This is a genomic window from Alkalinema pantanalense CENA528 (genome assembly GCF_050753345.1).
GTDB classification, from domain to species: Bacteria; Cyanobacteriota; Cyanobacteriia; order Leptolyngbyales; family Leptolyngbyaceae; genus Alkalinema; species Alkalinema pantanalense.
Genome location: NZ_JBLZFX010000054.1, coordinates 1 through 13405 on the forward strand (window position 1 = coordinate 1; position 13405 = coordinate 13405).

General features: G+C 44.5%; 11 protein-coding genes. 5 read left to right on the forward strand and 6 right to left on the reverse strand.

The window, feature by feature from the left end; genetic code table 11:
* Positions 1-61: 61 nt before the first annotated feature.
* Both ACN4EG_RS17005 and ACN4EG_RS17010 read right to left on the reverse strand, forming a co-directional pair.
* Positions 62-607, reverse strand: coding sequence for an Rpn family recombination-promoting nuclease/putative transposase (locus tag ACN4EG_RS17005; protein WP_431631205.1), 546 nt, complete (start codon positions 605-607; stop codon positions 62-64).
* An 87-nt stretch (positions 608-694) separates the two neighbouring features.
* Positions 695-1024 carry a hypothetical protein gene (locus tag ACN4EG_RS17010; RefSeq protein ID WP_431631207.1) on the reverse strand — a complete coding sequence of 110 codons (330 nt, stop codon included), beginning with the start codon at positions 1022-1024 and terminating at the stop codon, positions 695-697.
* Between the two features lie 136 nt (positions 1025-1160).
* On the opposite strand from ACN4EG_RS17010, the gene ACN4EG_RS17015 reads away from it, so the two are divergent.
* A complete protein-coding gene (locus ACN4EG_RS17015) occupies positions 1161-3299 on the forward strand; it encodes a hypothetical protein (protein ID WP_431631208.1) in 2139 nt (712 codons plus the stop codon).
* Positions 3300-3587: 288 nt separating this feature from the next.
* Here ACN4EG_RS17015 and ACN4EG_RS17020 read toward each other — a convergent pair whose 3' ends face one another.
* The 3 genes from ACN4EG_RS17020 to ACN4EG_RS17030 are packed head-to-tail and all read right to left on the reverse strand — an operon-like array spanning position 3588 to position 7781.
* The gene (locus ACN4EG_RS17020) at positions 3588-4241 is read right to left on the reverse strand and encodes a hypothetical protein (protein WP_431631210.1); all 654 of its coding nucleotides are present in this window, start codon (positions 4239-4241) and stop codon (positions 3588-3590) included.
* A complete protein-coding gene (locus tag ACN4EG_RS17025) occupies positions 4225-7269 on the reverse strand; it encodes an HsdM family class I SAM-dependent methyltransferase (RefSeq protein ID WP_431631211.1) in 3045 nt (1014 codons plus the stop codon). The genes ACN4EG_RS17020 and ACN4EG_RS17025 overlap by 17 nt, the downstream gene beginning before the upstream one ends.
* Before the next feature lie 2 nt (positions 7270-7271).
* A complete protein-coding gene (locus ACN4EG_RS17030) occupies positions 7272-7781 on the reverse strand; it encodes a MerR family transcriptional regulator (RefSeq protein ID WP_431631213.1) in 510 nt (169 codons plus the stop codon).
* 657 nt (positions 7782-8438) lie between these two features.
* On the opposite strand from ACN4EG_RS17030, the gene ACN4EG_RS17035 reads away from it, so the two are divergent.
* Complete coding sequence (locus ACN4EG_RS17035; RefSeq protein ID WP_431631214.1) at positions 8439-8747, forward strand: hypothetical protein; 309 nt, start codon at positions 8439-8441, stop codon at positions 8745-8747.
* 60 nt (positions 8748-8807) lie between these two features.
* Here the strand turns inward: ACN4EG_RS17035 and ACN4EG_RS17040 are convergent, their stop codons facing one another.
* A complete protein-coding gene (locus ACN4EG_RS17040) occupies positions 8808-9110 on the reverse strand; it encodes a hypothetical protein (protein ID WP_431631217.1) in 303 nt (100 codons plus the stop codon).
* 16 nt (positions 9111-9126) lie between these two features.
* Here ACN4EG_RS17040 and ACN4EG_RS17045 point away from each other — a divergent pair, with 16 nt between their 5' ends.
* The 3 genes from ACN4EG_RS17045 (at position 9127) to cas10 (ending at position 13370) form a co-directional block, all read left to right on the forward strand.
* Positions 9127-9840 (forward strand): hypothetical protein, encoded by a 714-nt coding sequence (locus tag ACN4EG_RS17045; protein ID WP_431631219.1) that lies wholly within the window; start codon positions 9127-9129, stop codon positions 9838-9840.
* Positions 9837-10292, forward strand: coding sequence for a hypothetical protein (locus tag ACN4EG_RS17050; protein ID WP_431631221.1), 456 nt, complete (start codon positions 9837-9839; stop codon positions 10290-10292). Before ACN4EG_RS17045 ends, ACN4EG_RS17050 begins: the two co-directional genes overlap by 4 nt.
* A gap of 759 nt (positions 10293-11051) precedes the next feature.
* Positions 11052-13370: a type III-B CRISPR-associated protein Cas10/Cmr2 gene (cas10, locus tag ACN4EG_RS17055; protein WP_431631223.1), complete on the forward strand. Its 2319-nt coding sequence runs from the start codon at positions 11052-11054 to the stop codon at positions 13368-13370.
* Positions 13371-13405 lie beyond the last annotated feature (35 nt).

The window sequence follows — 13405 nt, forward strand, 5'->3', positions numbered from 1 at the left end:
CATTTGTCAGATCAATCTCTTTTGATCTATGAGATGGCTGAGCTCACGTTACACTTAGAGCTTAACTTTCATTAGATCTTGTCCAAATGCTTGGGTCCACCGCAGTCATCATCCAGTCGATGAGCCTGAATAACTCTACTACATCATTTCTACTATAGCCTTGCTCGAATAGCTTCCGAACGAGAGTCCATTTCCATTGCTTACGTTGTTGAGGCTGACCAGTGGTGGCTTTCGTTTTTAGGTGAGCCATGACCATGACTACGAAGGGGTTTCGACTTTGATCCAGTTCTTCCCATTGAGTTTCGTAATCAATTAGCTTAGCGATCGGAAATTGAATTCCCACCCGACAACCACCCAGATTGTAACCGTAAGAAGAGGGTCGCCAGGTTGTGCGCTCATCGCCCAAAACAGCAAGGCTGATCACAGGTTTACGATAACGATCGAAGCAACGGTAATTGTATACAAACATTCTTTCGGCAAAGCCAGAATCCTCCTGGGATTGGACTTCTATATGTACCAGTATCCAGGTTTCTTCTCCACTCTGAAGCTGGACTTTGAATAGCTTATCAGTGAATCGCGTGCCCAATTCGCTCTTTCCATGGGTCATCAAAGCTAGCTTGTGGCTCGGACAAATTGGAAGTTGGAATATTGAGTTCATGGCTCATGCAACATTGGCCTTATCTGCTCCCTGAAGTCATAGGGATTCGTTGGGTTCATAATAGCGCCAGTTGAAGCGGCGCGATCGGTTGCCACTGTCCAACTTATCGATCGCCCCCGGATCACTGTTCAAAAACTCATCCAAATCTTCGTACTGGCTGGGATACCAGGAGCCTGAAGCCGTGGTTTGAGGTTTTTCTTCTGGGAGTACCAGGGTTTCTCCAGGCTTCAGGTGAGCAAAATTTGGGTAGCACTCATCCTGAGTCTTGTCATCGGGAGTTAGGAGTTCCTCGCTTTCATCATCAGGCTCCCGATCGTATTCCTGCACCAGTAAACCGTTCACCAGACGTTTAATATGCCATGGCATTGTTATTCCTCCTGACTTATTCATTTCAAATAGCCACCTGACTGATTTTGTCAGTGCAACTTCGTGCAAAGGTTAAAAAACAGTCTAACGTTTTTCAAGTTAGATTATAGTACATATATATTATGAATAGTAGGTAATGGATCTGGTCACGCGGGTCATTGAGGGTTCCGGTCTCAGTATCCCGATTTTTGATGGGTCGTACAATAACGGGAAAGGACGGTATTTATCTGAGCCGGAAATTATTAAAAACTCTTTGCTGGAACAGATATTTGAGCCAGAGGAGTTGCAATCTCTGCTGCTGGTGAAAATTGATCATCGTAATCCGGACGCAAATCATTTACGAGCGCACAATTTTGCCGATGGTATTTCGCGGCGGCTCACATTTAGCTCTGGCAACAGTTACTATTTTGCAGATGACGATTTGCGTAAGAAGATCCGTCGATTGTTTGCAACAGAGCCAGATGCTGCTTGTCGGTATGGTTCTCTGCTGGTGAGTAACTGCTACAAGGGATCTGACAAATTGGAGAACTTACGGGTCAAAATTGTGGATTTCAATGACCCGGAGTATGCACGCTATAAGACTGGAGATTGCCACGGTAAGATTTCGCCGCAGCTCGCCCGTCAATTGGGGGGTGAGCTGAACTGCCCGTTTCAGTTCCGGTTTGCCTGGAGGCGTCAGTGGGCAGAAGGACGTGAAGAAGGCAGTCCCCGTGCTAGCTTCCTAGCTAAGGGCACACTACTGCCTAATGCTCAACTTACCGATGCAGAAGGTTATGACATCGTTATGGATCGATCGTCGATCAAGGGCATTAAAAAGACACGATTGGATACGTTAATTCCTTGTGGAGATTATCAGTTTCCACAAGCTGCCATGGGTAATCGAGGCAATGCTAGAGCCACTAGTTACGACAATAGTTGGCAGTTTACTATTTGGTATTCTGAGGACGCTGTTCGGCAGGACTTGAAGCCGCTGACGGAAGAAAAAGCCAGCGTTCTAGCAGATTTACAACGGAATCCTTTGGTACTGGCACGGTACATCGTGCAGGAATACGATAAAGAACAACAGCGGCGACAGGAACGAATGCCCGAAGGGTCACTGGAGGAAGGGTTTGAGGATGTGGATGGAAATGTCAACAGCCCAGTGCAAGAATCCCGCTGGATTTCTCTGCTTCGGAATGATAAATATGGACAGCTAGTTGAAACCCCCAAGTTTCGGAAATTTGCGACCGATTATGTAGCAGGCAGGTGGCGGGATTTAGCGATCAAGAGCGGGTATACCCATAGTTCAGGCATGGCGATGCCATCCAATGATTTACCGCGCGGTACGGTTTGTGTGCCTCATCTTCCAGAAGGGGATGTTATTCTGACTCGCTATCCGATCGTCAATTCAGACAATATCCGCCTCTACCAAAATATTCATGACCCAGAATTAAAGAAAACCCGCAATGTCATCTGGATCAACCCTAAAGATGCTGAAGACTATCACCAGGCAGACTTTGATGGGGATCAACTGATGGTCAGTTCTGCTAGTCAATTACCCAACATTGCTAAGGAAACGCTGCGAGCTGGTGAGCTAGGGCGATTTGAGACGGTGAAGCAACGTCCGAAACTCGCTTATACCGAAGTTGTAGGTGACGATAGTCGTTTGAAGTACCAGAACCTAGCGCAGATTGCGGCGGCAGTGAATCAGAATAAGGTCGGGTTGGTGGCAACGAATATTGGACGGGTGCGATCGTCCATGCCGGGGGAAGGAGAGAATGTTGAGCGGTTTGAGCGCCGTCAACGAAAACTACTCAATCGTCTATTTCAAGCGCTTCAGGTAGAGGTGGATTCGCCTAAGAGTGCAGAGCGGCTGGAGGACATCAAGGAGATTGAAGGAGAGAATCTACTTTCAGATGCGAAGCGGTGGTCTGAAACCCATCCCAGTTACTTTTTTGACTTTAAAAAGGACGATCGCCTCTATCGCAGTTTTGCTATGCCTGCGGATGTTCCGGGTTCGCTCACCATTCTTGCTAGGGAGGTGGTTAATCCGTTGTGGGAGCCGACGCGGATTCGCAGCCGCGATCGTCATGAATTTCGTTATCTGTTCCCTAAAGATGATTTGTCTGTGAATGCGTTGGAGTGGGCAGAGGAGCTGAAGACCCGTTTTCAGCAAGCCAGAGATGAGATTCAGGAATGGGTGGGGGAAGACCGGGATGTTTTTAATGAAGAGTTAGGCAAGCTCTACGATCGCTATCGGGCTGAAATTTTTTGGGTTGGATGCGGTGGTGGATAAGGGGTGGCAATTTGTGCAAAGGTCTCGGACAGTGCAGCCGGAAGGTGAAGCAGCGTAGAAAATAGCCGAATGATTGGATTTCAGAGGGAGATCGCTTAAGCTCAGAACTCAGCTTTTGAAGCAGAAAGCGCGACATTCCGGGTTCTGAGCCTGATTTTTTCAGAAAACAGCCTGAGGCTCCGGGTTCAGAGGTTTGAGCTTCAAGCAAAAAGGTCAAAACTCCAAGTTCAAAAATTGAAAGGTGCGGGCTGGAGGGCGATCTCACTACTGGTCAGAGTGGTGTTTCAGCTAGCCAATAACCAGAAACAGATGAAGAAGCTTAAAAAGGAAGCTCCGTCCCTGCTGACGGTGAGAAGTTCTATAAATGTCTTGTGTTGTACCAAAATTCGTATCTAAAGCCCAATCCTTCTCCATACAAGTTTCTTGGCACTTCTGAGTTAGATAGTTACGAATCAGATTGATACAATCGCTGCTATTACCATCAATTACAAATCCCACCATTGCAGCCCAATCATGACCGGGACTATATTTACCAGTCACAAAGCGCATTATGCCTTCATCCACATACTTCTTAGCCAAACTGTTATCTCTAGAGCTAACTCTTTTACACTCTATACCAAAGTACTCAGCTTCATTAAAGCTGTAAATAATTTTGATATCGATGCGACCTTCAGGCTTATCTGATGTAGGCGAAGAGCGAGTTCCAACCTCTTCTTCTATTCGGATCTGATTTTTTAAACCTAGACGACGGTTTTTCTCTGCGGTCATTTCCCGTCCTAGATGACCTGCAATTTCAGGTTCAGTGCTACTGATGTTCACTTTGCCACTGGAGATGACATACGACCAGCCGACCATTGTGATATCCAAGACGGTTGCAATGATGTTTAGCGGCAAGTTGATGGCTAACTCTCCGTATGCAGTAGGTTCATCCAATGGCAGCACGATTTACCCTCAAGTGTTCAGAGAGAATAAGGTCAGCATCGTTTAACCCAGCAGAGCGGCTCCAATAACGCTTCTGAGCGGGCTTAACAATGTAAATATCTTGCCCACTGTAGATTCGCAAATCTCGACGTGTGAAAATTCGATCGGCAATTTGCTGAGGCAACTGTTCAGCGATTCGATTCAGAACTGCTTTTAATTCCTGAACTTGAGTAGTCTGAACAACAGGCTCACGACCAGGTACAGGTACAAAGCTAAACTTGACTACTTGTAAAGGAGAATTACTAACTTCTATAACGTCAGCTACTAATGCCCTTTCACGCAAAGTTTGGAGAAAAGGCTGAATTACACTGATGAGATCTGTAGCGTATAGTTCTAATTCAGAAATCTTAGGTCGTCGTAGAGCTGTTGATTCTTCTCGTTTCATATACAAATCAATGGTTATGGTGATACCATCCTTGACCAAAGTTTGCTCTGTCTCATCTAAGCCATAAAGGCTGAATACTGCATCATCAAGCTCTCTCTTTAGATGTGGGTATGCTGAAGTATTATGATGCTCAACTAATTGTCTTTCTAAATTAATGATTTGAGAAACAACATGAGAATTATCTTCAACAGGAAAAGGAACTGGAAGACGTGCTATATCCTGCATCATTAGCGTTTTCCGAGCAACGCCCCATGATGATGATGTCATAAACAAAAAATAACTTGTTAAAGAAGAGTTGATAATACCATTCAGGTAGTGAACTAAATATTCAGAACCTTCTGAGATTGAAAGTCCATAATAATTCTTTGGATATACAATATCCTCACTACAAAAAGCCGAGAAAATACCTGTTGATTCGATTTTCTCAGGGACTATAAGTAAAGGAGATTTGTAAGTCTGATAGTCTCTTGGAGCTTCCATTTTACTATATGGAAGAATATCTAGTGTAGCTGCATCAATTCTATATTTTGGCATCACTTTAGAAGGAAGCCATTTTTTCTCCTTTAGGATTTGTGGTACTTCCTTGCTGCGATTACCGCGCATAAATCCACTTCTGAAGGGATTTCCTGCGACTTCTTCAATACTTGATAGCGATTCTCTTAATCTTTGAATTAGTGCTAAATCTCTAGCACCTCCCCATGTAGCAACTTTGAGTATATCGGAATCTGATGCCACACCATAAACCGGTAATTTTTTTACATCTTCAGCCCCAATCTCTAAAATTCCATGTTTTTTATAATCTACAGAGCGCCGTGGACAAACAAAATAACAGATATCTCTCGCCGCCGAGCGATGTCCTTCTGCAATTAAAATAATTGCGGGAGCTTCGGAGTTAGGGAACAAGTTTTCTCTATAAAGCTTGGAAAGGTTAATAATTGTTCTCGGCTTAAAGCGCATTAAAAGAGCTTCTTTTGCAGCCTTAGCTTCTGGAAAATTACTGAAGAATGCTCTTCCATGTAAAATCAGCCCAATCTGTGTATTTTCATTGGAAAAATCACCAGCACGCCAGAGAAATGCTTGATCGGGTGGATCACCGTAGGCTAGAGGATAGCCCTTTGGATATCCTTGTTCAGGACGTTTACGTTTGCAATATTCTGAAGCTGATTTCGTAAACTTCGATTTAGTCCAAGGAGGATTTCCTACAATTGCATTAATTTTCTTATTAGCAAGATCATCTACTCGATTAAAGTCGGCTTCCTCGTTGAAAGCATCACAAGAAAATAGACTTCTACCAATTAAAGGCTGGAACTTCAAGTCACTTGATAGATTCCTATTTTGTTCTAATTCTTGATCAAGTTCCAAGGCTGTAAGGTATAGACTGAATGCAGCAATCTGAATTGCTTGTGATTCAATATCCACACCATAAACTTGATTGTATAGGGTTTCACGAATAAGCTGTCGAGAGGGTTTTTCCCCGCTCATACAACGCTTTACTACTAATCTCCGCAGAGACTCCACTAAAAATAAACCCGATCCGCAGGCTAAATCTAAAACTTTAGAATCGCCATCAAGCTTCGTGAAAATTTCATCAAGTACTAAATCAACCAAATTAACAGGTGTATAGTGTACACTTGTCTCTTCAGCTGCTTGTGAATCCTTAGAATAAAGAAAATTTTCATAAATTGAGCTAATTAGCTCTACAGGAATCACCTTGAAGTCATAGAACCGCCAGAGCCTTCCTTGACCTGATTCAATCTCTGTTGTTCCACATACTAAGTCTTTAACGATTTGAAGATGCCTTGCTTCATAAGAATTTGGGTAAACAGTGGATGCTGGAAACATATCTCCATTGAATGTGACTTGCAGCCATTCAAACAGCCTGGATGTGGCTAAGATATCATCCAACACATCATTGAAGGACTCGACATTGAATCGAGATTGAAAAAACTGCGTATCTAAGATGCCTCGATCTTGAAGATACGCCACAAAGATTGATCGCATCAAAAGAGCATGAGCAATTTGAGACTCTAGCCCTTCTGCTCTTAGCTTCTTCTCAGCTTTTTGTAAATCCTCTACTAAAACGCGATCGACTCGCTTCTTTCGATCAATTTGCTTTGCATTTTGCCATTGCCAAAATTCTCCAGATTCAAGCTGAAGCCGACTAGCGTGTTCATTGAGTTGCTTCAAACTTGCTTCGGTGTTTTCAAAGAGGGCGATTAAATTAGATTCAGGATTATTTTGTGTAGGCTCGGAATAACAGTTGTACAACCGAACACTCGTCGGTGTCACAACCCACAGCATTGGTGCTAAACCATGATTCCAGGATAGTTTATGCAACCGTGCCAACTCTTTTGGATCAGGATCAGACTGATCTAACTGAGTGAAGTAAATACAAGGCGATCCAGATAGCTCAAATACAGCCGTAGCGTTAATTTGCTCTGGATCAATAACAGCACTATATTTGATTCGCTTCTCAAGCTGTTGATTGTCGTTGCGGAGAGATTCAGCTTCTATCACACCTGAAGTAGGCACACCATTTCTGTAGAAGCCCGTTTCTTCCATTACACGTTGATATAAAACCTCTGTGGCAGATCTGGAAGCCATCGCTAGTTAACCTCCCCAGCGACAAAGTCCTGATGTGCAATGTCGCTTAAGAAAATTCCAGAACGCTTATCAAAATCCAAGACATGATGTTTCTGGGCTTCTTTCCATAACTCAGCAACGACATCACCAACAGGTCCCACTTCCTGAATAGCAACCTGTCCCTGGTTCTTGCCGGAAGCTTCTAAAACGATCAAACCAAAGTCCTTCAGATCTTCAATCAAATAAAGTTGTGCGTTAACGAAAACAAGACTATGAACAAAAAACGATGGCTTATGCTCCTTTAGTTTCAAAAACTCAAGTACTTTGCGGATTTCCTGAAGCGAGAGTTTTTCCCTCAATCGCTCGATCGTTTTTATTTCAAGGACTTTTTGCCAGGTGTAGACAACTTTAGGATGCTTGGGATTGCCGAACTTTTCAGGCACAACAAGCCCAGTTCGATCTAGATAACTCAAGCGACCAGAACTGATTCCGGTTAAAGCTAAAGCCTCTTGACGAGTGAATCCACTGATCACAGCAATCCCCTACATATCACTACCCATTAGGATTATACTGCAATGTTTAAACTTATCTCAAGGATTTAAACATTTGTCTCAAATGCTTCAATGCTTCGGAATATTTGGAATTGTTAGAAGGGGTAGGCGAAGCAGAAAAACGCCTAAGCCGGAGCGTAAAGGAATATGTCTGCTTCCTAGTAAAAGGAGTAGCCCTCTTCGATCTTCACCATTTGACCTCTGGAGTCGGGACTTGAATCTCTAAACAGCAAAATCCGAGCTTGGAAGGGAAAACTTGGATTTTTGGTCTCGGAAACTTGACTTTTACACCTGAAACTTCAACCCTGGAATGGTGCTCTTGAACCTCAAAGCTTGAAACATGGGCTTCTGAACTCGGAACTTCCCTCTCAAACCTTCAACTACTAAGATCAGAAGTGCAGTTGTACTGGTTAAGTCTGGAGCAGAGTTGGTGCCGGATGTGGCATTTCTCTTTTTCCTCAGCATCTTTGCACCAGGACTGGCGGTTCTGGTCGCGGGTGGTGGTGGTTTTGCGCTTTACAATGGTATTTCATCCAATGTGAAAAGTTTGATCGACATTTTCAGTAATGCGACTCTCCTTCGGAGACACTGCGTGAACGGCACAGTTACAAGTATTGCGTTGATACGTCGAGGGTAGTGATGCAGATTAAACGAATTCAAGCTCCACTTCTACCTGAGGTCAAGAATTTGCTGGCAGTATGTTTTATCTGCCTAACTGCCTTCAATAGCTTGATTTTTATTTTGACCCTATTCACTGCCTTTCGAGTGAACCGCATTGCTGAACGGAAGACAACCTTTGCTCAGTTGGTAAATGGTGAAACGATTTATGTTTCAGAGCAGGAACGGAACTGGCGTTACCCAGCGGTAATCCAGAAGGTTGTGAGTGATTGGACAACGCTGACCTTTAATTGGGATGACAAACTAACCGGTTGTGGTATCTCCGCCTAGGTCAGTTTCTCGACCCAACCCAGTCATTATCCAACCATCAGTGACTCCCCCTGAAAGGATTCAACCCATAGAGAGAGTTGATCCATTCCAGCGATGGGCACAACTGGCAAATGTTGGACAGTTGCGGGTCAGTTCCGGCACAACGGAGCCTTCGAGGACGGCTGTTAATACCCCGTCTGATCCGGCTTCCCTGGGAACGCAGCCCAATCCCGTGATTCCTGTCGTCTCGATTGGGGCAACGGAAACAGGGTTGTCTGACAGAGTGCCAGGTTCTGATGCGATTTCTAGGTCTTTTGAGGCGGCTTCGCTTACGGGTTCCGGTTCTGCACTGAGCGCTGATAGGACTCTTGGTAGGCTTGGCATCCTGAACCGTACCCCGGTGAGCCAACTGGATCAGCACCTGGGTGAATTCCGAGAGGTGGCACTTGGAAGCTCTACTAAAGCCAGAGTCATCCTGCCGATGATTTGGGATGACGGGGGGAATAACGCGACTGCTGGAACAAGGTCTTCCCAGGAAAATCGGTTTGTTGTGCAGTTGACGGAAGCTATGAAATCCACGGATGGTAAAGTGGCGCTCCCAGACGATACGATTTTAGTGGTTCGCACCCATGCTGTTGGACGGGGCAATAATTTAGTGTCGGCAAGCGCGATCGCCATTGTATACCGCGATCGTTTTGGGCAGATCCGTCAGCAAACTTTACTGTCTGATAGCCTGCAAATTAGAGGTCAAGACAATCGCCCTCTGATTGCCCAGAAGCTGCACGATGTAGCCCCCGATATTGCTCGTCAAGACTTGTTGACAGGTTTACTCAACAGCTTGGGTCGTGTAGGAACGATTATCAATCAGCCTCGTACCCAGTCCAGCACCACTACATCAGGCGGTAACTTTAATCAGAGCGTGAATACAACCAGTGCTGAACCGCAAATTTGGGCGGCTGCATTAGAAGGATTCTTCAATCCCATTGTTGAACGAATGTCCCGCCGCTCCGACCAGAACATGCAAGAGCTTCTGCAACGACCGAATGTGCAGTTTGTTTCTGAGGGAACCGAAGTTTCTGTGGTGGTCAATAGTTTTTTGAGGGTAAACCGATGAAACGATTTTCTGCTTTGACGTCTGTCAGTGCAGCGTTGCTAATTGCTTTAGCATTGCCTGTGTTGTCCGTGCAGGCCCAAACTTCAGCCTATCAGGTTATCGATCGCGCCACAGCGACGACTCGTACCGTGCAAGTTCAGGTAGCGCCTGGACGGGCAACTTCGATTAGTTTTAGCCAGACCGATGAAACGATCGCCTACATTCTGCTTGCAGATGCTTCCAGGCTGGTCTACAGCACTGATGCTGATTTAGAAACTGGACGGGCAAAAACGGTTTTCTTGAGAGTGATTCAACCGCTTCACTTTCCGGGAGCGACTACTACACCTGTAACAAACCTGGTGGTGCAAACAGTGGATTCTACGGGGCAGAATCGGCTCTACACCTTTGATATTGTTCACAGCAGCAATCCACGTTATGTCGGTGTTCAGGTGTCATCCACCATTCAACTATAAGAAATGATCTAATCAGAAATCATTCATCCATTACTATTTCTCAGGGTGGAATGGCTCAATCTACATTATGGTTGAAGAGTTTTTCTCATTCAGTGATGCGATGTGAAAGATACTCCGCAACATCAGTCTTTCCTAAAAAGAAATAGCTAATTTTTACTTGTTAATGAATTGCAATGCTTTTTCAGAGTCATCGATCACAATGACGGCGATCGCGTTACTGGTCAAGCGGTAGGTTGGCAATATCTGAGTGAATAGTTGATGGTCTGCAATGGCATTTTCTGGGAAGAACGCAGTTTTGTGTAAAAGCTGGCCAATTCCAGGGTGTCTACCAAGGGTGTGGGCTTGAAATTGTGGCCCCTTTGGTTGGGGCGGCTTGTAGTTCGGTAAAACGGAGAATTCTCAACTCCAAAGTAGTCGCAGGCTGGTTATGCCGAGGCTGACGATCGTTTTGGAAGAATTTGTCTTGGTTGTTACGATTGGTGGCTGTGTAAAGGATCCTGGTTTGTCGTTTTTTTCAGTATAGCGGAATACCCACGGAGAATCATCGAGTTGGGGGTATTGCAAAATCTATATTTTTAATTATGAATCCGTATATTTAACTCTAGATAAAGCAATAATTGTGACGAAGATTTAAAAGCACTAGATCCATTTACTTAAAGTATCTTCATCTGATGGAACCCCCCTCTTCCATTAGTCAGGTATGCTCAACCTAAATCAACGCAATAGTTTATTTGAAGTTTATTTGAAGTTTATTTGACTATGTCGATTCACTCTGAAAGCACTTTGATTGCCCTCTCATGGTGCCTTAATTATGAAAATTCCAAGGCTGCTGAAAGCATTGATGTTTTTCGTAGCCATGTTCAGGAACAAAAGCCTGTACCGGATGATTGGTACAATACTTGGCGCGTTATACAATCCTGGTATCAGATTACACCTGAAGAGTTTCCTGATTATCCGATCGACTTAGTGAAGCAATATCCGGAACTCTGCCAGCCTGAAAATAAAATCGGCTTGGTCTACGGCGGTGCTACCAAGATTAAGCAATATGTATTTGAAACAGAGAATCTTCAAGATATTCGAGGAGCCTCTGCACTTTTGGATCAGATTAACTTGGTGGATCTACCCGCTTTTTTCGGACAAGGGCCAGATAATCCAAGCGTTGCACAATGGCTAGACCAACATTATCCATCTCTCAGAAAGGCCCTGATTCCTGAACTGATTATTTACTCTACAGGGGGTAATATCCTAGCATTTTGTCCTGCGCCTTACGTGCATACGCTAGCTGATGCGATCGAACGTTATTACACAGAAGTCACGCTGACAGCAAATTCCTGCGCAGTCGGTGAGACTTTTAAGCTGCTTGAATTTCAGTTTGGGCTCTTAGATGACCAGATCGAAAACACGCCTTGGTTGGAGCAATACTCCCAGATTTATCAGCTTGAATCGTCTAATACCAACAGAGAAAAGAATGTACTGGAATCTGAAATTAAACAGCAATTTCAACAGCAGAAAAACTTTAATCAACTTGTTACTAAGCTGACGATTCAGTTTAATCAGCGACGGAGCGGCAATCAGTGTGAGCAACGAAATAGCGTACGTAGTTACCCACCGATGTATGAAACCCATCCCTATGCACAACGGGATGATAGCGATCGTCGATCGGCAGTTGGTCAGGCTACTGTCTTCCCTAGCGAACCCAAGCTTTCCGAAGCCTCTGCTCGCAAGCGTCTTATGGGTCAGCTGACGAAATATGAAGAGATTAAGCCTGACTGGATTAGCCCTATCTCTCCCCATTGGACTGCTCCGAATACTACCAACAGTTGGGTAGCGAAGTTTTTGCAATATTTGAAAAACCATCCTGAGCTAGAGACAAAATATGACCCTGAAAAACTGAGCCGAGCAGGTATAGTCAAGGAAGCTCGATCGTTACCGGAAATTGGTCAAACCAGTGATCCAGAAGGGTATATTGCCTACATTTATGCTGATGGCAATAATATGGGGCAATACATTCAGAAGCAAATTCGTAGCCCACAAGCCTACCAAGCATTTAGTGAAGACATTTTCACAGCAACCGAACAGGCTGTATATCGTGCTTTAGCCTCTCACCTCTCGCCACAACTGATTCTGCGTGAGGGAATGGCTGAGAAAAAGACAAAAACTGAATATGTCAAAATCCATCCCTTTGAAATCATTGCGATTGGGGGGGACGATGTCTTCTTGGTGGTACCTGCCCGTCAAGCCCTAGACATTGCTAAAACAATTGGGGAAGAGTTTGAGAAAATTTTGCTTGAGCGTAATGATCAAACCTATCGAGCCAATCATATTTACCAACCGGAGCAAGTTCATCGGTGCACGATCGATCCAGTGGCAGTCAATTCTTGTAAACTGAGTCTTTCAACGGGTGTCCTAATCACAGCAGAGAATACTCCAGTTTATTACGCTCAACGCTTAGTTGAACAGTTACTTAAATCCGCCAAAAAGCGTGCTAAACATCTTAAAGAGCGGGGGTATCTAGGCGGAACTGTAGACTTTTTAGTCATGAAGTCAGTGACGATGGTTTCATCTGACCTCAATGAGTTCCGTCAGCAGGCGCTCACAAAAGTTTCTGGACAAAACCATGACCTCAAACTTTATGGTGGGCCTTACACGCTCCATGAATTGGGTGCTCTTTTACAAACGTCCCAAGGGTTAAAGCAGGCTCACTTCCCTAACAGTCAGCTATACCAAATTCGTAGCTTTCTTAAGCAAGGTAAGCAGATTGCGATACTCAATTATCGTTACTTTCAGGCAAGGCTGTCTGATGAGGATGCTAACGGATTAAAAGCAGTGTTTGATTATCAGTGGTGTAATGCAAGAACCAATAACGGTAATCTTGCACCTTGGATTTCGATGTTAGCGGCAAATGCTCCTACAGAAGCTGCTTCATCATCTGAAAAGACAGAGAAGGCAATCTATGAAACGATTTGGTGGGATTTAGTGGATTTGTATCCCTTCGTAGAGGATGGGAAAGGTCGTAGTCGCAGTCGAGCTAAACACAAGCCCAAGGTTACGGTAGCTCCAACTAATCATATCGGCTAGGAGGAATCATAAGCTTCTGGATTCCTTAATGTACT

What these genes read in the sequence shown, in the direction of transcription:
- ACN4EG_RS17005 (WP_431631205.1), bottom strand. Translation starts at nt 607, where the DNA reads ATGACCCATGGAAAGAGCGAATTGGGCACGCGATTCACTGATAAGCTA.
- ACN4EG_RS17010 (WP_431631207.1), bottom strand. Translation starts at nt 1,024, where the DNA reads ATGCCATGGCATATTAAACGTCTGGTGAACGGTTTACTGGTGCAGGAA.
- ACN4EG_RS17015 (WP_431631208.1), top strand. Translation starts at nt 1,161, where the DNA reads ATGGATCTGGTCACGCGGGTCATTGAGGGTTCCGGTCTCAGTATCCCG.
- ACN4EG_RS17025 (WP_431631211.1), bottom strand. Translation starts at nt 7,269, where the DNA reads ATGGCTTCCAGATCTGCCACAGAGGTTTTATATCAACGTGTAATGGAA.
- ACN4EG_RS17035 (WP_431631214.1), top strand. Translation starts at nt 8,439, where the DNA reads ATGCAGATTAAACGAATTCAAGCTCCACTTCTACCTGAGGTCAAGAAT.
- ACN4EG_RS17040 (WP_431631217.1), bottom strand. Translation starts at nt 9,110, where the DNA reads ATGCCAAGCCTACCAAGAGTCCTATCAGCGCTCAGTGCAGAACCGGAA.
- ACN4EG_RS17050 (WP_431631221.1), top strand. Translation starts at nt 9,837, where the DNA reads ATGAAACGATTTTCTGCTTTGACGTCTGTCAGTGCAGCGTTGCTAATT.
- cas10 (WP_431631223.1), top strand. Translation starts at nt 11,052, where the DNA reads ATGTCGATTCACTCTGAAAGCACTTTGATTGCCCTCTCATGGTGCCTT.